The following is a 19,412-nucleotide window of genomic DNA, read 5'->3' on the forward strand; positions in this document are numbered from 1 at the left end:
TCGATCGGCCCTCAGCGCGGCGGCCGACTGCGTGTGAGATAGACGGTGAGCGCGACGCCTGCGATCGCTCCACCGCCGCCGCCTGCCGCGATGTGCCAGACCTCGAGCGGATCGCGCGTGCGGAGCAGGCCCAGCGCGACGCCGGTGAGCCCGAAGAGCGCGAGTCCGGCGACCGCGCCGACGGCCGCGGCGGTCCACAGCGCCGCGACGCGCGCCCCTCGCGGCGTCACGACGCGCGGCAGCGATGCGAGTTGCTCTTCGACGCCGTGGCGTCGGCGCTCGAGGTCGAGGATCTCCCGCAGATCGGACGCCGCGCGCAGGTGTACGGCCTCGCCGGGGAAGAAGGCGTCCGTGAGCGGGCGCGTCGCGCCGGAGCGGTCGACGAGGACGATGCGCCCGGCTGGCGAGGGCGCCTCTCCCTTGTTGAGCCACCCCTCGCCGAGCGTTCCGCGCTCGACGCGCACGTCGGCGACGCCCTCGAGGGAGACCTCGCGGGACGAGACCGGGATCGCGAGGAGATAGCGCTGGACGCGGAGCGCGGCGCCGCCGCGCGTGACGTCGAGCCGGAAACGCCCGAGGCCCTTGGCGGCCGAGCGAGCCATCGAGAGCGTGATCGCGAGCATCCCGAGCGCGAACGGGAAGGTCCACCACGGGCCGCGCAGCGTGACGTCGATCCGCTGCTCGCTCGAGAGGCCCGCGCGGATGGCCGCGCCGACCTCGGCGGCCCTCTCGGGGGTCACGCGCTGCAGGGGGAGCTCGCGCCCGTCGTCCATGACGAGGATCACCATCCCGTGGCTGCCCCCCTTCGATCCCCGCTCGATGTCGACGCGCGCGTCGCGCAGCGCCGACATCGGGAACCAGAGCGTCCTCGACGGGAACGCGCGCGTCACGACGCACGTCGCGCCCGGCGTGCAGGTCAGGTGATCCTGCGCGAGCGCCACGAGCGCGACGACGAGCGCGACGAGGACCAGCAAGAGCGCGAAGGCGAGGCGCCCGGTGCGGACAGGGAACGGGCCGTAGCGGACGCTGCCCGAGGCGGGGTGGAAGGCGGGCTCGCGGAAGGCCATCAGGCGCAGTCTAACCCCGCGCCTCCCCGCGGGGCGCCGGCCAGCGCGCCCTCCCGGACGCGCGCGTAGAGCAGCACGTCACCCACCCGCCCGTCCTTCACGACGTGGCGGCGCATCCGCCCCTCGAACGCGTAGCCCGCCTTCTCGAGCACGCGGGCGGACGCCCCGTTCCAGTCGAAGACGCCCGCCTGGATGCGCTCGAGGCCCAGCTGCTCGAAGCCGTACCGCGTCAGCGCGATCACCGCCTCGGTCGCCAGCCCGCGGCCCCAGTAGGCCGCGCCGAGCCAGTAGCCGAGCTCCGCGGTGTGCCGGTGCACGTCGTCGAGGCGCTCGAGGCCGATGCCGCCGGCCGCCTCGCCGGCGACCACGATCGCCAGGCCCTCTCCGGGCCGCGCGTTCGCGGCGCAGTGCGCGATCCAGCCCTCGGCGTCCTCGCGCGTGTACGGGTGCGGGAAGCGATCGCGGAGGTTCGCCCAGACGCGGCGGTCGTTCGCGTTCTTCACGAGCGCGTCGACGTCGACCGCAGCCCAGGGGCGCAGGGTGAACGCGGGCAGTTCGAGGATCATGGGGTCGCTCCTTCCGGTCGAGCCTCGCCGGCCCGAGCCTCCGATCGATCGAAGAGCTTCACGAGGATCTCGCTCCCGATGCCGGTCGCGACCATCCGCTCCCGGCGGTTCGAGAGCAGCGCGCCGAGCCACGACAAGGCGCCGCCGTCCCCGATCGGGAGCTCGAGGCCGTCGTCCCGCCGGATGATGAGCTGGATGAACGGCCCGGCGTAGTAGCCGAGCCCCTGCAGCCGCGCGAGATCGTAGGCGACCTCGACCTCCGGGCGCGCGCGGGTGAGCGGCTCGCTCACCTCGGCGACCCAGCGCTCGGCGCGCGCGATGAGCTCGGGGCCGAGGCCGAGGGACCGCGCGGCCCCCACGAGATCCGCCGCGCTCCGCGGCAGATCGACGGCGGCCTCGCGCAGGGCCGCCTCGGACGACCCGGGCTCGTGCGCCTTCGCCCGCCGCGTCATCGCGTCCGCGTCCACACCGCGCGCGCCGAGGCTCGCGCGGACCAGCGACGTGTCGGAGAGCACGACGCGCAGCCCCGCGGCGCGGAAGCCCGCGTGCGGCAGCGCGCGGACCAGGTCGGCCCAGACGAGGAGGTGCTCCAGCAGGGCGCGCCGCTCGCACGCGTCGTCCTCGCCCCGCGCCGGCGAGCGGGCCGCCGTCGCGAGGGCGAACAGGCGGAAGTGCGGCGTGAAGCCCGGCTGGGTCGTGGGCTGCATGCGCAGGACGCGCTGGCTCGCGCAGAACCGCAGCGGCTCACCGCCCCGGGTCCCGCGCCGGCGCCGCGCGGCGTGCAGCGCGAGGCCCGTCGTGGGATCCGCGGCGACCTCTGCGAAGCGGACCGTCGCGAGCACGTTGTTCGGCTCGACGCCCGCGCACGCGGTGGCGCCGAGGGGTCCGATGGGGGCGAGATCCACCGCCTCGAAGCCCGCCGCCGCTGTGTACGCCGCCGCGTCGAGGGCGTGCAGCCTCCGGGCGTCCGCCGTCGAGGCGTGCGTCATGGGCGCGCGCTCCGCGTGATCGAGGACGTCGGCGAAGCTCCGCCGCAGCGCGCGCCGGCGCAGGCAATGGAGCAGGAGCGTTGTCAGCTCGTTGCCCGGGAGCTCCTCGGCGAGGAGCCGATCGAGCGGCTGGCCGGCGTGCGCCTCGGCCGCGCGGCGGGCGATGCGCGACGAGAGCTCGCCGGTCTTGTCGCCTTCGAGCGGTCGCCGCGAGGGAGCGGTTAACGGCGTCGTGGGGTCGTCATCGGCGGTGGGCATGGCTGGCTCCTCGTCGACAGCGTGCCCCGGATCTGGCACCCTGGAAAGGTCCAGATCAGCCGTTTTCGATGGTGCCAGCGCGCTCCGCCTCTCACGCCGCCCACGCCTTCCTCCGCCTCCAGCGCGGCGCGCCCGCGACCCTGGCCGCCCAGCTGGTCGAGCAGCTGCGCCGCGCCGTGCTGGAGGGCGTCCTCCAGCCAGAGCACCTGCTCCCGTCGTCCCGCGAGCTCGCGCGGGAGCTCGGCGTGTCGCGGAACACGGCGGCGGCGGCGTACGAGGCGCTGGCCGCGGACGGCACCATCGTGGTCCGCCCCCGGCGGGCGCCTGTCGTCGCCCACGTGCCGGCGCGCGGGGGGTGGCAGGGCGCCGCCCGCGCCCAGCCCGCGGCCTCCGCGCCGCGCCTGTCGAAGAGCGCGCGGCGCCTCGCGGCGGTGGTGCCCCCCGACAAGCTCGACGCGCTCCTCGAGAGCCGCGCCCGTTCGCGCCCTTTCGGCGTCGGCCTGCCGGACCTCGAGCTGCTCCCGTGGCGCATCTTCGAGCGGTGCCTCGCGCGCCGCGTCCGCTCGATGTCGGCGGCCGACGCGCTCGACCACGATCCGCGGGGCGCGCCGCTGCTCCGGCGCGCCGTGCTCCACCACATCGCGGTGGCCCGGGGCGTGCGCGCGACGGTCGACCAGGTGTTCATCACGGAGGGCTCCCAGGCCGCGGTGGACCTGTGCTGCCGCGCGCTGCTCGACCCGGGCGACGCCGCCTGGGTCGAGGACCCGGGGCCGCTCGCCCTCCGCGCGGCGCTGCGCATGGCGGGCGCGCGGCCGATCCCGATCCCTGTCGACGAGGACGGGCTCCGGGTGCACGTCGGCGCGCATCGACGTCGGGGCGCGCCGCGCGCGCGGGCCGCCTTCGTGTCGCCGGCCTACGCGTTCCCCTCCGGCGCGCGGCTCACGCTGCCGCGGCGCATCGAGCTCCTGTCCTGGGCCGCCAGGGCGGGCGCCGTCGTCGTCGAGATCGACTACGAGGGCGAGCTGCGGTTCGACGGCACCCCGCTGCCCTCGCTCCTCAGCCTCGAGCTCGAGGGCGTGAAGGATCGCGTGATCCACGTGGGGACCTTCAGCCGCTCGCTGTTCCCGGGCCTGCGGCTCGGCTTCATGATCGTGCCGCCCGCGCTGGTGCGCGCCGTGGCCGCGGTGCGCGCGGCGTCGACGCGCTCGCCGCCCTACCTGCTGCAGGCCGCGCTCGCCGACTTCATCGACGAGGGCCACTTCGCGCGCCACCTCCGGAAGCTGAAGCAGGCGACGCGGCGCCGGCGCGACCTCCTGCTCGCGGAGCTCGGGCTGCTCTTGCCGAGCGCCGTCCGGGCGCGTGCGCCCGCGGGGGGCTCGGTGCTGACGCTCGACCTGCCCGCGGGCGCGGACGACGTCGCCATCGTCCAGGCGCTCGCGGCGCGTGGCGTGGACGCGCAGCCGCTCTCGCGCAGCACGGCGGCGCGCGCTTCGGCCCGCGCGCCCGGGCTCATCCTGGGGTTCGGCGCGCACTCGGAGAGCGCGCTCCGGGACGCGGCGCGGACGCTGGCGGCCGTCGTGGTGGGGGCGATCGGGGCGGGCGAGGCGAGATGAAGCGCCGGCGGCGCGGCGCCCAGCTTGGAAATCGGAGAAATAAACCGCCAAGTCGCCAAGGACGCCAAGAAGAGATTGAAATCTTGGCGTCCTTGGCGACTTGGCGGTTCATTTTCATGCCTTCTTGGCGACTTGGCGGTTCATTTTCATGCCTTCTTGGCGTCCTTGGCGACTTGGCGGTTCAACTTCATGCTTGGTAGTTCAACTTTTTGCTGTTCGAAGGCGGCTTCAACCCGTCTGTCGCTCTAGACTTGGGTCTGGTCGCCGCACCCACCGCGCGCCGCGGCCGCTCCCCAATGGCCCCGATCCGCCTGTGCGCCGCCGCTTCCCTCGCCGTCCTGGTCTCCGCGTGCGCTGGCCGGACCACGGCGGTTCCTCCGGCTGAGTCGGCCTTCCCGTCGAGCCTCCCGGCCCCGTTGCAGGAGCGCGCGCCTGCCGCGGGGGAGCCCCAGGTGTTGTGGCCGCGCGCCGCCGCGGCCGAGGCCGTGGAGCCCCTCTGGGCGCCGCCGATCGTGCACACCCTGGCCGTGCTCACGGTGACCCGCAGCGTGGAGGCGGCGCTGTGGCCCGACCCCTTCGCCGACTTCCGCGTGGAGCGGTGGGGATACCACTATGGCGAGGCGCTCACGAAGCCGCCGCTCTTCGACCCCGATCAGCCCGCCTTCCGGTGGGATCACGACCCGTGGCCGATCAACGTGGTCGGCCACGGCCTGCTCGGGAGCGAGATGTACCTCAGGGCGCGGATATGCCGCTTCGGCGCCCCGGCCGCGGTCGCGTTCGCCGTCGCCGGCACCCACCTCTGGGAGTACGGCTACGAGGCCAACGGCGTCCGGCCCTCGGCGCTCGATCTCGTCTATACGCCGCTCGCTGGCGTCCTCCTAGGCGAGCTCCGGTACGCGACCTGGCGCGCGGCGGGGGGCATCGAGAGCGCGCCTGCGCGCCTGATCGTGCGCGCCCTCATGGACCCGTTCGGCGAGATCGAGCGGGGCGCCGGGGTCTTCGGCTGCTGATCCCTGCTCGATGGAGAGTGGTTGAACGGCGTCTCCTCCTCGGCCGGCGGCGGATGGGTCATCCGGTCGTCTGCCAGCTCGAGCTCGCCGCCATCCCGTGAACGGCCGCGAAGCCGCGATCGATCAACGCGATGAACGCAGCGTTCGCCTTCTTCGCCGAGCCTCCGCGCTCGAACACGCGGATCGCTTCGGCGTAAGCCGTGCGCCACGTCAGCACGACCATGCCGGCGACGAGCCGCGCGAGGCCATCGGGCTTCGGACCAGCGAGATCGACCGCGAGCCCCTCGACCACCTCGTCCCCCATCTCGCGGAGGCGCGCCTTGAGCGACGGGCTCGCCGCAACGACGCGCCACCAGCCCACCGTCTGGCTGTCGACGCGAGCGAACGGATGCCTCCGCTCGCACAGCCTGTCGACGAGGCGGCGGAGCGCGTCGAGCGGCGACTCCCCTTGCGGCCTCTCGCCGATTGCCTCGCGCAAGAGCAGCTTCACCTCGTCCTCGCGATCCAGGAAGAGGTCCTCCTTGCGCGCGAAGTAGTTGAACACCGTCATCTTGGAGACGTTCGCGGCGGCGGCGATCTCCTCGACCGTCACCGCGTCGAAGCCGCGCGCGAAGAACATCGCCGTCGCGACGTCGGAGATCCGCTGCCTGGTCTCGCGCTTCTTGCTTTCCCGGAGCTCGCCCATGGATGAAATCTTAGACTAAGACAAAAATTCTGCTTGCACAAAATTTTACCAGGTCCAATATTCGCGTCATGACTCACGACGTGGTCATCGTAGGCGCCGGCCCCGTGGGGCTTTTCCTCTCGATCGAGCTCGCGACCGCGGGGGTGAAGCCGCTCGTGCTGGAGCGGCTCGTGGAGCCCGACCGCACGATCAAGGCCGCCGGGGTCGGCGCGGTGGCAGCCGAGGCGCTGGAGCGACGCGGGCTCGCGCGCGCGCTCGACGACGAGCGCCGTGCCGCCATGGCGGCGATGATGCCGGCGCTGAAGGCGCGCTTCGGGCCCGGACCGGTGAAGAGGCCGGGAGGCCATTTCTCTGGCCTGTTCTTGATCGATGGGAGCCTCCAGCGCGACCCGGAGCGCCACATGCGTCTCGTGCCGCAGGAGGCGCTCGAGAAGATCCTGAGCGCGCGCACGGCGGAGCTCGGGATCGAGCTCCGTCGCGGCATCACGGTGGAAGGCTTCGAGCGGGACGACGACGGCGTGACCGTGCAGACGAGCGCGGGCCCGCTGAGCGCGAAGTACCTCGTCGGCTGCGACGGCGGCCGGAGCCGCGTCCGCAAGCTCGCCGGCTTCGAGTTCCCCGGCACGGATCCGACCATCACCGGCTATCAGGCGCTCGTCGAGCTCGATATGCCCGAGAAGCTCCCGACGGGTTGGCACCGAACGCCGCGCGGCCTCGTCGCGTCCGGACCGATGCCGGGGCGCGTCTTCACGGCGGAGTTCAACGGGCCGCCGCCCCATCGGGATGCGCCGATCACGCGAGCCGAGGTCGAGGCGGCGATCCAGCGCGTGAGCGGCACAGACGTCAAGATCCTGTCGATGACGATGGCGACGCGCTGGACCGACAACGCGCGCCAAGCAACGACCTACCGGATGGGCCGCGTCTTTCTCGCCGGTGACGCCGCGCATGTCCACTCGCCCTTCGGCGGCCAAGGCTTGAACCTCGGCCTCGTCGACGCCGCGAACCTTGGCTTCAAGCTCGCCGCGGCGGTGAAGGGGCGCGAGCATCTGCTCGACTCGTACACCGCCGAGCGCCATCCCGTGGCTGCGAGCGTCCTCGAGAATACCCGCGCTCAAGTCGCGCTCATGCGCCCCGACCCGCTCACGAGCGCGCTCCGCGCCATCGTGAGCGACCTCATGAAGCTGCCTGAAGGCAATCGCTACTTCGGCGAGATGCTCACGGGCGTCGGCATTCGTTACGACCTCGGCGACGACGACCCGCTCGTCGGCACGCTCGCGAAGGACCAGCTCCTCACGCTCGAAGACGGCAGCGAAGAGCGGCTCTACGCGCTGATGGAGAGAGGCGGCGGCCTCTTCATCTCCCCTTCGGAACGGTCACTGCCGCACGACGTGCACCACGCACGCACCAAGGACGGCCCGTCGATGCTCGTCCGCCCCGATGGCTGCATCGCGTGGACAGACGCGTCATCGAAGTCGCTCGACGACGCGCTCGCGCGCTGGTTCTGAATCGGAGCGACGTGCCAGTCCAGCACCCGGCGCGGGAACAGCCGGGCCGTCACCGCGCCCTCGGTGCCTGCGCGCGGCGGCGTCCGTGCCGCCGCGCGCGCAGGAGCGCGCCGCCGGCCGCGGCGAGGCAGCTCAGGAGCACCCCGGCGCGCCCCCCGCCCGACGCCTCGCAGGAGCAGCCGCCGCCGGCGCTCGGCTCGGCTGCGCCCGCGCCGGCCTCGCCCCCGCCGGCGCTCGCCGCGCTCCCGCCCGCGCCCGCGGCGCCGCCCGGGCCGGCGCCGGCCTCGCACGACGCCGCGGCGCCGATGAAGCGCGCGGTCGCCGGCCAGAGGTTGGGGCAGGTCTGGCCTGTCGAGCCGTCGACCCCGCAGGCCGCCGGCGCGCCGCAGAGCCGGTCGAACGTCATGAGCGGCGAGAACGTCCTGCCCCCGTCCGTGGAAATGCCGGCGGAGAAGCCGTCCACGGGCGCGTCGGCGCAGGCGAAGAGGCCCCGCGTGGTCCACGTCAGGCAGCGGACGCCGAGCTGCCCAACCTGGGTGAACTCGAGGGTATCCGTCGGCGCGACCCACAGGCCGTCCAGATCGCTGCCTGCCGCGATCTCGGTCCCGTCGGGCGAGAGGGCGAGGCCGAGGAGGCTCGCCGCCTGGAACACCTCACGCCACGTGGCGCCGCCGTCCCGCGAGACCAGCAGGGCGTCCGCGCCATCGCCGTCGCGGCGCACGTACACAACGTCAGGGTCGTTCGGGTCCACGGCGCCGAGGTACGGCAGGTTGCGATCGTCGCTGCCAGGGACGTCGAGCTCCTCCCAGGTCGCGCCGCGATCGTCCGAGCGCCGCACGATCCCCTGGAACGTGGGGCCGTTGCGGCGCCCGCTCACGTAGATGCGCCGCGGATCGCTGGGCGCGCTGTCCAGGGTCACGCCGAGGAACGTGCTCGGGAAATCGACCCCGGCCTGAGTCCATGTCCGCCCGTCGTCCTTCGATTCCCAGACCTGCGTCAGGATCGCGTCGCTGGCCATGACGCTGGAGCCGAGCAGGAGGACGCTCGCGGGATCCGCGCGATCGATCGACAGATCGACGATGTTGTGCCGGGAGAGCGCGCCCTCGGCGATGTGCCAGTCGCAGCCGCCGTCGTGCGTCGCGCTGAGCCCGTCGAAGAGCCCGGCGAGGATCGAGCCGTCGGCGGTGACGACGAGCATGGGGTCCTCGAAGCCGCTGTAGCCGATGGCCGCTTCACAGATCCACGACCAGCGCTCGCCGCCGTCGTGCGTGGTGAGGACGCCGTAGGTCGCGCGGACGACGATGTGCTCGGGATCGGCGGGGTCGACGAGGATCTGGCCGGCGGCGGGGTATCGGCCGTTGGCGCGCGCGGGCGGGGCGGCGGAGAGGGCGAGGCCCGCCGCGGCGGCGGCGAGCCCGAGGGCGATGCGGTTCATCGAAGCGAGGATCGCTACTGCCGCCGGAACTGCTGGTTCGTCCCGTTGTTACAGGTGTACTGGGCGAGCCTGGCGCCGTCGGCGGTGCTGGCCCCGTAGACGTCCACGCACTTCCCGCTGTTGACCGAGCGCAGCGAGACGACGCCGTTGCCGCGATCGATGAGATCCCACTTCTGGCTGCTCTTGCCGCTGTTGCAGTCCGCCTGCGTGATGTTCGCCCCGTTGTTCCGGCTGGACCCCTGCACGTCGGCGCACTTTCCGCTGTTCACGTTCTTCACGGTCGCCGTGGTGCCGCTGATGATCTCGACCTGCCACTGCTGGTCGCTCGCCCCGGTGCACGGCCGCTGGACGACGGTAGCGCCGTTGTCCAGGCTCGCCGCGTTGACGCTCATGCATTTGCCGGAATGGAGGGCCGCCAGGCTCTGGCCGACAGCGCCGCCGGTGCCGCCGCCGGGATTACCGCCGGGGTCGCCCGTGCCGGCGCCCAGGCCGGAGATCTGGACCTGCGCGCCCGTGGCCGACACGGAGAGGAGCTTCAGCGTCGCGTTCGTCCCGAAGAGCTGATGAGAAGCGCCGACGACGAGCGGCGCGTCCCTGAAGTTCCCGCCAGGGACCATGTCGAGCAGGTGCGCCCGGCCGCTCTCTCGCGACTGCGTGAAGAACGCATGGATGAGCAGGCCCTTCGTGGAGATGTTGCGCGAGTCGACGACGTTCGTCGCCGCCGGCTGGCGGAACTCGATCTGGTACATGATGTCGTTCGGGCCCTTGACGCGGAGGAGCTGGATCCCGGTGCTCGCCTCGGTCATCGGGGCGAGCGTATACGTCCCGTCGGCGGTGACCGTCTGGACCTGCGACGACGGGATCCACCCGAGGTTCACCTTGTAGTTGGCGTTGTAGTGCTGCTTCCCGCCGTCGCCCATCGGGTCGAAAATATCGCCGTACTCGTCGAAGGTGCAGTCGTTGCTCATCGTCACCGTCGCCCCGCCGCTGCGGCACGTCCGCGAGGAGGCGTGCCACAGGCCGAAGTTGTGGCCGAGCTCGTGTACGACGACCTCGGGCCAGAGGCCGGCCATCCAGGTGGCGTTGCCGGGCTGCGCGCCCATGCCGGCGTACCCGCAATCCATCTTCCCCATGATCATGTAGTGCTGGTACGCCTTCAGATCGAAGCCGGCGTTCTTCGCCGCGGTCCTGGCCTCGTTCTGCCATCGGTCGTAGTCGTCGCACTTGCCAAAGGTGATGTTGAACGGGCCGGCGAGGTCGTACTCGAGCTGCATCTTGCCGAACGACGAGCCCGCCAGGTGGGTCGCCGCTGCTGCCATGGTGTTGCGTACGTCCTGCTCCGTGCCCATCGTCTGGCCGCCGTCGAACTGCACGCGCAGCACAAGGACGCGCTTGGTCCCGGTCGTGACGAGCGCGTTCGTCAGCTCGCCGATGCCCTCGGCCGGCCGCATCATGTCGACCACGATCGCGCCGTCGTCGGTCACGGTGCCGAACACGTCCACCGGGGAGCCGCTCGCCGTGCGCCAGTCGGTCGACGGCTCGGCGCCCGGCGCCGTATCCGTCATCGCGTCCAGGTTCAGGCGCACGAACACCCCATCTTCCCGCTCCAGCATGTACCGCGCCTCGCCGTTGGCGACGGCGACGGTCAGCGTCCCAGAGGCGGTCGGGGTCGGCCCCGCTCCCTCGTCATCGGCGTCGATGCTCAGGCAGCCGGGCGCGAACGCGCACGCTGCGGTGAGGGCAGCCGCGGTGAGGTGTGACTTGAAGCGCTTCATTGGATCTTCCTTTCCTGGCTCGGTCCGATGCGCCCATCTCCCCTATGTCGGAGAGCGCCGCACCATCCCCCTCAGGAGCCCGGGCGCGACGCGACGGAGCGCTGCCAAGGAGAGACCGCAAGCGCCGCCAGCCTCTCCGCTGCTGATGTAAATTGACGGCCGATCCGCTCGCGGATCTGCGCGACCATCGCTCGCGATCGCCGCGCCGTGCTGCCGTCCCCGCACCCTCGCGAGTGCCTGTCGCTTCGACGTCAACGTCTGAGCAAATCCGCGGCCAAGGACGTGCTACCGCCTTGACACGGGCAGCGTGCCTCTCTCGGTGAAACAATCACGTGAGGACGGCCCGTGATCCGCTCTGATATGATGTTTGCGCGACTGGCATGGATCGCGAGAGATCCTGAATGGACATGAAAACACCACCCCGGTGAGGCCGCGTGAGTCGGTGGATGAGCGCTCGCGCTCGGCAGAGCGAGCGAGCTTGGCCGGCGTTCTGCGCGATTTGCTGCGAGGGTGGCAATCCATGGTCGCGGGTGAGCTCGTGAGTTCTCCGGTGAGGGCACGGGCGGCGATGTGGGTGGATTGGCGTGCTCGCGGCGCGCCCTGTCGGCCGTCGCTTCGTCTGGCCTGGTATCGTGGCCGGGATGAGCATCCGGCACAGCGCCGTCTGGGGACGAGGTCACCTGATTGTCATCGCGGGATCCGAGGGGCACGTGCTCCGCTCGGAGGACGGCGGCCAGCGCTGGAAGAGGGTGCAGACGGCCACCCGCCAGGACCTGAGCGCGCTCGCGGGCGCCGGCGCGGCGCTGATCGCCGCCGGACACCGCGGGACCCTGCTGTCATCGCGCGATGACGGGCGGCGCTGGTCGGACGTGGGCTGCGGCGCGACGGCGGACCTGCGCGGCGTCGCCCTGCGGGACGACGGCGAGGCCATCGCGGTGGGGCTCGGCGGGACGGTGCTCCGCTCCGGCGATCACGGGCAGACCTGGGGAGCCGGGCCGAGCCCCGGAGACCTCTGCCTGGAGGCCGCCGCGCTCGACGCCGAGGGTCGCTTCCTCGCGCTCGCGCTCGAAGGACAGCTCGCCACCCTGCAAGGAGCGACATGGACGCGTCATAAGGTCCCGGGCCGGAATCCGAGGGCGCTCTGCGCGCGAGGCGGGCTCGTGATCGTGGGCGACGGCGACGGCCATGCCCACGCGAGCCGGGACGGGGGCGCCTCCTGGGAGTCGCATTCCACAGGGACCGGGCGCTCGATCAAGGCGCTGTGGCTCGGCGCCGCGGGCCTCGTGATCGCGTCCGGCGAGAGCGGCATCCTGGCGGTCAGCGAGGACGAGGGCCGCACCTGGAGGCGCACCGCGCTCCGGTCCGATCAGCACCGCTGCGCGGCGTGGGGCGATGACCAGGGCGCGATCTGGTGCGTGGGAGACGGCCCCGCAGCCCGATCCCTCGATGGCGGGAAGAGCTTCACCAAGGTGCCAGTCCAGGCAGGGGACGCGCCGCTCGACGGCCCCTGGGAAAAGGTGCCTGTCCGAGGGAAGTTCCGGGGCCTCTGGGTGCAAGGCCACGGGAGGGTCGTTCTGGTGGGCGACGGCGGCGCCATCGCGCGAACCCACGACGGCGGACAGACATGGGAGAGGAGCGCCGTGGAGGACGCCGGCGCGCTGATCGCGGTGTGGGGCAGCGGCGAGGCGATCCTGGCTGTCGGCGAGGGGTCCTCGCAGATCCGATCCGAGGACGGCGGACACCGCTGGATGGCAGTGACAGGCAATCCCGGCGGGGCCTCGGTCCACGGGCAGGGCGGGACAAGAGCGTTCGCCGTCCTCGATGGCCGGGTCTGCCGCCTCGACGCGGACGGCTCACGATGGGTGGATCTGGAGGTCTCGCGCGAGGCGCGCCTCCGCGCCGTCTGGGCAGGGCCGGAGCGGCGCGCCGTGGCGGTGGGCTCCGGCGGGACCATCGTCCGCACGATCGACGGCGGCGCCACGTGGGAAGCCGCGGAGAGCGGCAGCTCCCGCGATCTGTCCGCGATCTGGGGCAGGGGCGACGAGCTCTTCGTGGCGGGTGGACTGGGCGTCTGCGACGTGCTGCGCTCTCGCGACGGAGGCGTGACCTGGGAGGCGCTGGCCCAGGTCTCCGGCAGCCTCAGGAGCCTCTGGGGCGATGACGCCGGCACGCTGTGGGCGTGCGGCGCGGGCGGCGTGCTCCTGCGATCCATCGATGGCGGCCACACCTGGCGAGGCGAGGCGTCCGGCACCTGGGGCACGCTGTTCGAGGTGCGCGGGGACGGGGCCGAGGTGTGGGCGCTGGGGGAAAACCTCCTGCTGCGCCGGCGGCAGGGGGCATCGACAGGTTAACTGCCCGCACATTCCTCAGAAATACGTCCGAAACAGAGCGGCTGCTACATCACTGCGAGCCTCCTCGACGCGCTCGGTGAGGGTGGCTGACGCGACTCCATGGCACCGCGCTCCTCCCTCCGGCTCAAGATCGTCACCTCCGAGACGACCACGCAGACGCACTGTCCTTACTGCGCCTTCCAGTGCGGCGTGGTCATGACGGATCGCGCGGCCCACGCGGGGGCGATCGACGTCCGACCGGACGACGATTTCCCCGTCAACCGCGGGCAGATGTGCATCAAGGGGTTCACCTCCGCGGCGCTGCTCGATCACCCCGAGCGGCTGACGGTGCCGAAGATCCGCGGGCGCGCCGGGCGCCTCCTGCCGGCGCGCTGGGACACGGCGCTCGATTTCGTCGCCGAGCGGCTCCTCCGGCTGCGAGAGCTCCACGGCCCCGCGGCGCTGGCCGCGTTCGGCAGCGGCGCCCTGACGAACGAGAAGACTTACCTCCTCGGCAAATTCGTCCGCCTCGCCCTCCAGTCGCCGAACGTCGATTACAACGGCCGCTATTGCATGTCCTCGGCGGCCGCGGGGCAGAACAAGGCGTTTGGCGTCGACCGCGGCCTGCCGTTCCCCGTGTCCGATATCGCCCAGACCAAGGCGCTGCTCCTCTGGGGCGCGAACTGCGCGGAGACCCTGCCGCCGATCATGCAATGGATCTTCGCGCAGCGCGACAACGGCGGCGCGCTGATCGTCGTCGACCCGCGGCGCACCGACACGGCGCGCGCCGCGGCGCTCCACCTCCAGCCCACGCCCGGGTCCGACCTGGCGCTCGCCAACGGCCTCCTCTACCTCGCCCTCGAGGAGAAGCTCATCGACACGGCGTATATCGCCGCGCGCACGGACGGGTTCGACGATCTCCGCCGCGCCGTCCTCTCGTACCACCCGGCGCACGTCGAGCGGCTGACCGGGGTCTCCACGCAGGATCAGCTCAAGGCCGTACGGCTGCTCGCCGAGGCGCCGAGCAGCATGCTGCTCTCCGGCCGCGGGCCGGAGCAGCAGTCGAAGGGGGTGGACACCGTGCTCTCCTTCATCAACCTGATGCTCGCGCTCGGCAAGGTCGGCAAGCCGTACAGCGGCTATGGCTGCCTCACCGGACAGGGCAACGGCCAGGGGGGCCGCGAGCACGGCCAGAAGGCGGATCAGCTCCCCGGCTACCGGCATATCGAGGACGCGGAGCACAGGGCCGCCATCGCCCGCGTCTGGGGCGTCGACCCTGCCGAGCTGCCAGGCAAGGGGAAGAGCGCCTACGAGCTGCTCGACGCGCTCGGCCCCGAGGGGGGCATCCGCGCGCTGCTCGTGTTCGGCTCCAACGTGGCTGTCGCGTCGCCGAACGCGCTCAACGTCGAGCGGCGGCTCGCGTCGCTCGATCTGCTCGTGGTCTGTGACGCCTTCGCCAACGAGACGGCCCGGGACGCCCACGTCCTCCTTCCGATCGCCCAGTTCGCGGAGGAGGAGGGGACGATGACGAACCTCGAAGGGCGGGTGATCCTGCGGCAGAAGGTCCGCCCGGCGCCCCCCGAGGTGAAGACCGATATCGAGATCTTCTGCGAGCTCGCGCGCCGCCTCGGCGCGGGCAGGCACTTCCAGTACACGTCCGCGGAGCAGGTGTTCGACGAGCTGCGCCGGGCGACCGCGGGCGCCAAGGCGGACTACAGCGGCATCACCTACGACAAGATACGCCGGCACCGAGGCGTCTTCTGGCCGTGCCCGTCGGTCGAGCACCCGGGGACTCCGCGCCTCTTCGCCGAGCGGTTCCATCACCCGAACGGCCGGGCGCGGTTCCACGCGGTCCACCACCGCCCCGCCGCCGAGCTCCCCGACGACGCCTATCCGTTCTACTTCACGACGGGCCGCTACAAGGAGCACTACAACTCAGGCGCGCAGACGCGCCGGGTCTCCACGCTGGAAGAGGCCAAGCCCGAGCCGAAGGTCGAGGTTCACCCCAGGCTGGCGGCGCGCCTCGGCGTCGTCGACGGCGACTCGCTCCTCGTCGAGAGCCGGCGAGGGGCGGTCACCTTCCGGGTGGCGGTCGCGCCTTCGATCCGGCCGGACACGCTCTTTGCTCCGTTTCACTGGGGCGGCAGGAAGGCCGCCAACATCCTCACCGTGCCGGCGCTGGACCCGACCAGCCGGATGCCGGAGTTCAAGGTGTGCGCCGTCAGGGCGCGCCGGGTCTCGGAGTCGAACTGATGCGAAGGAAGGACCTTGTCATCGTTGGCAACGGCATGGCGGCGTGCCGCCTGCTGGACGAGCTGATGTCGCGCGGCGCGAGGGACCGCTACGACATCACCGTCTTCGGCGAGGAGCGGGGCGGCGCCTACAACCGCGTCCTGCTCAGCAAGGTGCTCGCAGGGGAGGCGCCCGACTCCATCGTCACGAAGCCCCCCGCCTGGTACGAGCGGAACGGGGTGCGGCTCGTCGGCGGGACCTCCGTGGCGCGGATCGACACCGCGTCGAGGGCGGTCGTGGCAGCCGACGGCGCGCGCCAGCGTTATGACGTCGCCGTGCTCGCGACCGGCAGCCAGCCGCTCGTCCCGCCGCTCGAGGGCATGACGACCTCGGAGGGCGATCTGCGCCCGGGCGTCTTCGTGTACAGGACGATGGACGATTGCGTCCGGATGCGCGGCTGCGCGCGGGCGGGAGACAACGCCATCGTGGTCGGCGGCGGGCTCCTCGGCCTGGAGGCGGCCAAGGTGCTGAGCGACATGGGCCTCCACGTGACCGTCATCCACGTCGCGAAGAGCCTCATGAACGCGCAGCTCGACCAGATGGGCGGCGACATGCTCGAGCAGCACATCGAGCGCTGCGGCATCTTCGTGCGCACCGGGCGCACCGTCGAGGCCGTCTGCGGGGAGGCGTCGGTCGAGGGGTGTCGCCTCGACGACGGCAGCGTCCTGCCGGCCGACATGGTGGTCCTCGCGTGCGGCGTCCGGCCTCGCGTCGACGCCGCGCGGGCCTCCAACCTGCCCATCAACAAGGGCATCGTCGTCAACGACACGATGGCCACCCAGGTGCCCGGCATCTATGCCATCGGCGAGTGCGCGGAGCACCGGGGCAGGCTCTATGGCATCGTGACGCCCATCTGGGAGCAGGCCGCCGTCCTCGCCGACGTCCTGACGGGCGCGAACCCGCAGGCGCGCTACCGAGGCACGAAGCTGTATACCCGGCTGAAGGTGGCGGGCGTCGACGTCACCTCCATAGGCAGCACCGAGCCGGAGCTCGAGAGCGACGACGTGCTCCAGGTCGTCGAGACGCGGAAGAGCACGTACCGGAAGCTGATCATCCGCGACGGGCGACTGCTAGGCGCCCAGTTCGTCGGCAACACCGCGGCAGCCGCCACGCTCGTGCAGCTCTTCGATCGCAACGATCCGCTGCCCGCCGATCCTCTGGAGGCGCTCTGCGCCGGCGGCGGTGCGGGGCCGGCGGCGCAGGCCGAGCGCATCGTCTGCAACTGTCACAAGGTCAGCGAGGCGACCCTCCGGGAGGCCATCGAGGGCGGCGCCTGCTCGCTGGAGGCGGCGTGCGGCGCGACCAAGGCCGGCACGGGGTGCGGCTCTTGCCGCGGCGAGGTCGCCCAGCTCGTGGCCCGGCACGCGCCCTTGGCGGAGGTCGCCAGCGGCCGCGCCGTGGCCGCCGGATAACGTGGAGAGCGCGCCGAGGCGAGCGGAGCGGCGCGGATGCGGCCGTGGCGCACGAGGATCCGCCCCGCTATAGACGCCGGCGCATGCACCGCACGCCGCGCGAGCGCCTCCACGAGCTCTTCACCAAGGTCGACGCGTTCTTCGCGAGCGCGAGCGCCCGCCACGGCGGGCGGATGGCCTGCCGCACGGGGTGCAGCGACTGCTGCCGGCGGCGCTTCTCGGTGACGTCGATCGAGGCCGACGCGATCCGCGAGGCGCTCGCGGCGCTCCCGGAGGCCGACCGCGCGGCGCTCGCCGAGCGCGCGCGGGCGGGCGACCCCGGCGTGTGCCCGGCGCTCGACAGGGAGGGGAGGTGCGCCCTCTACGCGGCCCGGCCGCTCATCTGCCGCACGCACGGCCTGCCCATCCGGTTCGCGCCGGCCAGCGAGCGCGCGCTGCCGGTCATCGACGCCTGCCCGAAGAACTTCGTGGGAGAAGACCTCCACGCCGTGGAGGCGTCGTCGGTCCTCGACCAGACGACGCTGTCGACGGTGCTGGCCGCCCTCGACATGGCCCACGCCGACGCGGCGGGGCAGCCGCGCGGGCAGCGCGTCGCGATCGCAGCGGTGCTCTCGGGCGAGGAGTAGCTGCCGCCGAGCCGTCGGCTCGATGACGAGCCGGTCCCGCTCAGCCGACCGACGGTCGTCGGCGCCATGACGCACCCGGCCTCGGCCTGCGTGCGCTCGCAGTGGCACAGATCAGGCAGTGGCACAGGCCAAATATGGCTCAGATCTGTGGCTCGATATGGGCCATGTGCTGGGTGGGGTCCAATGTACATGCGCTGATTTGCGGCAAATCCAGGTTGGCCCGCGGGTTGCTCTTCGGTGGTGGCCCACTCTGGACCGGTGGCAGGTCACGGCACACGCCGCCGTCGGTCCGGAGGGGCAGCTTACCTGGAGGATAGAATGACCAAGACGATCAGAGGGTTTGGATCGGTGGCGGCGGCTGGCGTGGTGTTCGCGGCCTTGCTCAGCGGTTGCGGCTCGCAGGCTGCCGATCGCGGTCCGGACGTCGGCTCGATCAGCTTGCCGCTCGCGGCCGACGCGCCGTCTGGAGCGCGATATCGGCTCCGCGACGCCACGTTCGAGATCTCGAACGGTTATTACTACTACGAAGACGAGAATACCTCAGCCATGGCTGTCGGTGGTGGCTACGGAACTGTGGTGACGGTCAGCAGCGAGGATCAGGATCCGGACGAGAGCTCCCTCGTCGTCGATCTGGAGCAGGGAGGGTACGGCGTCAGGCTCCTTCCGGGCTGGCACTTCGAGAAGGTCGAGGACGGCACGGTGACGGATCCGAACGTGGAGGCCACGCTGCTGTCGCGGCAAACGGTCTATGTGTACGTCTCGCCGCGTTCGACGACCTGGGCTGAGTATGCGTTCGGTATCGGGAGCAGCGAGCTGTGGCTCAACGGCAAGGTGAACCTCGACATCAACGTCTACGAAGATCCGGACGACTACTACGGTGGAAACGTAACTTCGGTCGGAGTCGGCGGCGCGGGCGGTGGCGACTACAGCTCTGGCTACAGCTCCAGCTACAGCTCGGCGGGGGTCGGCGGCAGCGGCGGTTATTAGCGCTGGCACGAGGAGCTGAGCGGAGCGAGCGACGTTACCGCCCGTCAGCGAGGGCTGCACTGCACGACGCAGATCGCGGTGGCGCCCCTGGCGCGCGCGCTCGCCTCGCATGCATGCTTCGCTTGCTGCGACGCAAGGAAGCGATCCTTCGCCGAGCCGTTGCCGAACACCATCTGATAGTTGCACGCGCCCGCGAAGCCGCAGACGCGCACGGACGCGCTCGCCGTACACCACCAGGATGTCCCGCCCGTCGCGCTCCCGTTGCTCGGGCTTCCCTTCGAGGAGCCCTCGCTCGGGGAGGTGGGCGTCCGCGCCGCTGTCGACAGAGGCGCCGGCGCCTCGCCCGTCTCGTCGTTGTCGGCGGTCGACGGGGCATCACCCGCGGCGTGGTCGCCGGCGGACGGGTCTTCGCCGGCCGCATCGTCGGCCGCCTCGTCGGGCCGAAGGGGAGTGCTCGTCGACCTGGGCACCACCGGCGAGACGCCGCCGGCGGTCGACGCGCCGGAAGGCGTGGTCTCGACCACGGTTTGCTCCGGCGATGCGCTCGCCGCCAGGTACACAGCGCCGCCGATCACGAGGATGGCGCCCATGCCCAGCGCGAACAACCCGCCGAGGACGATGAGCACGATCACGAGCGGCGACAGGCCTGACTTCGGACGCTGCGGCGGCGGTGGAGGGTAGTAAGGCGGCGGCTGCGGAGGGTAGTAAGGCGGCGGTTGCGGAGGGTACTGAGGCGGCTGCTGCGGAGGGTACTGAGGGCGCCCTGGACCAAACATCTCGCAGTCATAGCGCAGCGGAGCCGTCCGCGCTGCGTGAGACGAACACCCACGCTGTCGGCGAACGAACGATGTCGCATCGGACG

Annotated in this window: 15 protein-coding genes; 8 read left to right on the top strand and 7 right to left on the bottom strand. The window is 72.0% G+C overall.

What is annotated here, in order from left to right; genetic code table 11:
• Positions 1 to 11 precede the first annotated feature (11 nt).
• Genes WMF19_RS06505 through WMF19_RS06515 form a run of 3 tightly spaced genes read right to left on the bottom strand, consistent with a single transcriptional unit; the run spans position 12 to position 2,880 of the window.
• Positions 12 to 1,067: a hypothetical protein gene (locus WMF19_RS06505; protein ID WP_437898259.1), complete on the bottom strand. Its 1,056-nt coding sequence runs from the start codon at positions 1,065 to 1,067 to the stop codon at positions 12 to 14.
• Positions 1,067 to 1,633, bottom strand: a complete 567-nt coding sequence (locus WMF19_RS06510) for a GNAT family N-acetyltransferase (protein WP_437898260.1) — start codon at positions 1,631 to 1,633, stop codon at positions 1,067 to 1,069. Before WMF19_RS06510 ends, WMF19_RS06505 begins: the two co-directional genes overlap by 1 nt.
• Entirely contained in the window at positions 1,630 to 2,880 is a 1,251-nt protein-coding gene (locus WMF19_RS06515) for a hypothetical protein (RefSeq protein ID WP_437898261.1), read from the bottom strand. The genes WMF19_RS06510 and WMF19_RS06515 overlap by 4 nt, the downstream gene beginning before the upstream one ends.
• 68 nt (positions 2,881 to 2,948) lie before the next feature.
• Between WMF19_RS06515 and WMF19_RS06520 the strand changes: the two genes are divergently transcribed.
• A complete protein-coding gene (locus tag WMF19_RS06520; protein WP_437898262.1) occupies positions 2,949 to 4,493 on the top strand; it encodes a PLP-dependent aminotransferase family protein in 1,545 nt (514 codons plus the stop codon).
• A 452-nt stretch (positions 4,494 to 4,945) separates the two neighbouring features.
• A complete protein-coding gene (locus tag WMF19_RS06525) occupies positions 4,946 to 5,503 on the top strand; it encodes a DUF3943 domain-containing protein (protein ID WP_437898263.1) in 558 nt (185 codons plus the stop codon).
• A 58-nt stretch (positions 5,504 to 5,561) separates the two neighbouring features.
• On the opposite strand, the gene WMF19_RS06530 is transcribed toward WMF19_RS06525, so the two are convergent.
• Positions 5,562 to 6,188 (bottom strand): TetR/AcrR family transcriptional regulator, encoded by a 627-nt coding sequence (locus tag WMF19_RS06530; protein WP_437898264.1) that lies wholly within the window; start codon positions 6,186 to 6,188, stop codon positions 5,562 to 5,564.
• A gap of 68 nt (positions 6,189 to 6,256) precedes the next feature.
• Here WMF19_RS06530 and WMF19_RS06535 point away from each other — a divergent pair, with 68 nt between their 5' ends.
• On the top strand, positions 6,257 to 7,693 hold the full coding sequence (locus tag WMF19_RS06535) for an FAD-dependent monooxygenase (RefSeq protein ID WP_437898265.1): 1,437 nt from the start codon (positions 6,257 to 6,259) through the stop codon (positions 7,691 to 7,693).
• Positions 7,694 to 7,742: 49 nt separating this feature from the next.
• On the opposite strand, the gene WMF19_RS06540 is transcribed toward WMF19_RS06535, so the two are convergent.
• Together WMF19_RS06540 and WMF19_RS06545 are read right to left on the bottom strand one after the other, a co-directional pair.
• Positions 7,743 to 9,128: a WD40/YVTN/BNR-like repeat-containing protein gene (locus WMF19_RS06540; protein WP_437898266.1), complete on the bottom strand. Its 1,386-nt coding sequence runs from the start codon at positions 9,126 to 9,128 to the stop codon at positions 7,743 to 7,745.
• Positions 9,129 to 9,142: 14 nt separating this feature from the next.
• The gene (locus WMF19_RS06545) at positions 9,143 to 10,903 is read right to left on the bottom strand and encodes an RICIN domain-containing protein (protein WP_437898267.1); all 1,761 of its coding nucleotides are present in this window, start codon (positions 10,901 to 10,903) and stop codon (positions 9,143 to 9,145) included.
• Between the two features lie 641 nt (positions 10,904 to 11,544).
• Between WMF19_RS06545 and WMF19_RS06550 the strand changes: the two genes are divergently transcribed.
• From WMF19_RS06550 to WMF19_RS06570, 5 genes are all read left to right on the top strand, one after another.
• The gene (locus tag WMF19_RS06550; protein ID WP_437898268.1) at positions 11,545 to 13,254 is read left to right on the top strand and encodes a WD40/YVTN/BNR-like repeat-containing protein; all 1,710 of its coding nucleotides are present in this window, start codon (positions 11,545 to 11,547) and stop codon (positions 13,252 to 13,254) included.
• Between the two features lie 99 nt (positions 13,255 to 13,353).
• Positions 13,354 to 15,486 (top strand): molybdopterin oxidoreductase family protein, encoded by a 2,133-nt coding sequence (locus WMF19_RS06555; RefSeq protein WP_437898269.1) that lies wholly within the window; start codon positions 13,354 to 13,356, stop codon positions 15,484 to 15,486.
• Positions 15,486 to 16,937: an FAD-dependent oxidoreductase gene (locus WMF19_RS06560; protein WP_437898270.1), complete on the top strand. Its 1,452-nt coding sequence runs from the start codon at positions 15,486 to 15,488 to the stop codon at positions 16,935 to 16,937. The genes WMF19_RS06555 and WMF19_RS06560 overlap by 1 nt, the downstream gene beginning before the upstream one ends.
• Positions 16,938 to 17,020: 83 nt before the next feature.
• On the top strand, positions 17,021 to 17,563 hold the full coding sequence (locus WMF19_RS06565) for a YkgJ family cysteine cluster protein (RefSeq protein ID WP_437898271.1): 543 nt from the start codon (positions 17,021 to 17,023) through the stop codon (positions 17,561 to 17,563).
• Positions 17,564 to 17,881: 318 nt separating this feature from the next.
• Positions 17,882 to 18,550 carry a hypothetical protein gene (locus WMF19_RS06570; protein WP_437898272.1) on the top strand — a complete coding sequence of 223 codons (669 nt, stop codon included), beginning with the start codon at positions 17,882 to 17,884 and terminating at the stop codon, positions 18,548 to 18,550.
• A gap of 44 nt (positions 18,551 to 18,594) precedes the next feature.
• On the opposite strand, the gene WMF19_RS06575 is transcribed toward WMF19_RS06570, so the two are convergent.
• Positions 18,595 to 19,326, bottom strand: coding sequence for a hypothetical protein (locus WMF19_RS06575; RefSeq protein WP_437898273.1), 732 nt, complete (start codon positions 19,324 to 19,326; stop codon positions 18,595 to 18,597).
• Positions 19,327 to 19,412: the final 86 nt, after the last annotated feature.

Source organism: Sorangium sp. So ce124 (assembly GCF_051525235.1).
Classification (GTDB): domain Bacteria; phylum Myxococcota_A; class Polyangia; order Polyangiales; family Polyangiaceae; genus Sorangium; species Sorangium atrum.

What these genes read in the sequence shown, in the direction of transcription:
- WMF19_RS06510 (WP_437898260.1), bottom strand. Translation starts at nt 1,633, where the DNA reads ATGATCCTCGAACTGCCCGCGTTCACCCTGCGCCCCTGGGCTGCGGTC.
- WMF19_RS06570 (WP_437898272.1), top strand. Translation starts at nt 17,882, where the DNA reads ATGACCAAGACGATCAGAGGGTTTGGATCGGTGGCGGCGGCTGGCGTG.
- WMF19_RS06550 (WP_437898268.1), top strand. Translation starts at nt 11,545, where the DNA reads ATGAGCATCCGGCACAGCGCCGTCTGGGGACGAGGTCACCTGATTGTC.
- WMF19_RS06535 (WP_437898265.1), top strand. Translation starts at nt 6,257, where the DNA reads ATGACTCACGACGTGGTCATCGTAGGCGCCGGCCCCGTGGGGCTTTTC.
- WMF19_RS06520 (WP_437898262.1), top strand. Translation starts at nt 2,949, where the DNA reads ATGGTGCCAGCGCGCTCCGCCTCTCACGCCGCCCACGCCTTCCTCCGC.
- WMF19_RS06505 (WP_437898259.1), bottom strand. Translation starts at nt 1,067, where the DNA reads ATGGCCTTCCGCGAGCCCGCCTTCCACCCCGCCTCGGGCAGCGTCCGC.
- WMF19_RS06575 (WP_437898273.1), bottom strand. Translation starts at nt 19,326, where the DNA reads ATGTTTGGTCCAGGGCGCCCTCAGTACCCTCCGCAGCAGCCGCCTCAG.
- WMF19_RS06515 (WP_437898261.1), bottom strand. Translation starts at nt 2,880, where the DNA reads ATGCCCACCGCCGATGACGACCCCACGACGCCGTTAACCGCTCCCTCG.
- WMF19_RS06565 (WP_437898271.1), top strand. Translation starts at nt 17,021, where the DNA reads ATGCACCGCACGCCGCGCGAGCGCCTCCACGAGCTCTTCACCAAGGTC.
- WMF19_RS06555 (WP_437898269.1), top strand. Translation starts at nt 13,354, where the DNA reads ATGGCACCGCGCTCCTCCCTCCGGCTCAAGATCGTCACCTCCGAGACG.
- WMF19_RS06545 (WP_437898267.1), bottom strand. Translation starts at nt 10,903, where the DNA reads ATGAAGCGCTTCAAGTCACACCTCACCGCGGCTGCCCTCACCGCAGCG.
- WMF19_RS06530 (WP_437898264.1), bottom strand. Translation starts at nt 6,188, where the DNA reads ATGGGCGAGCTCCGGGAAAGCAAGAAGCGCGAGACCAGGCAGCGGATC.
- WMF19_RS06560 (WP_437898270.1), top strand. Translation starts at nt 15,486, where the DNA reads ATGCGAAGGAAGGACCTTGTCATCGTTGGCAACGGCATGGCGGCGTGC.
- WMF19_RS06540 (WP_437898266.1), bottom strand. Translation starts at nt 9,128, where the DNA reads ATGAACCGCATCGCCCTCGGGCTCGCCGCCGCCGCGGCGGGCCTCGCC.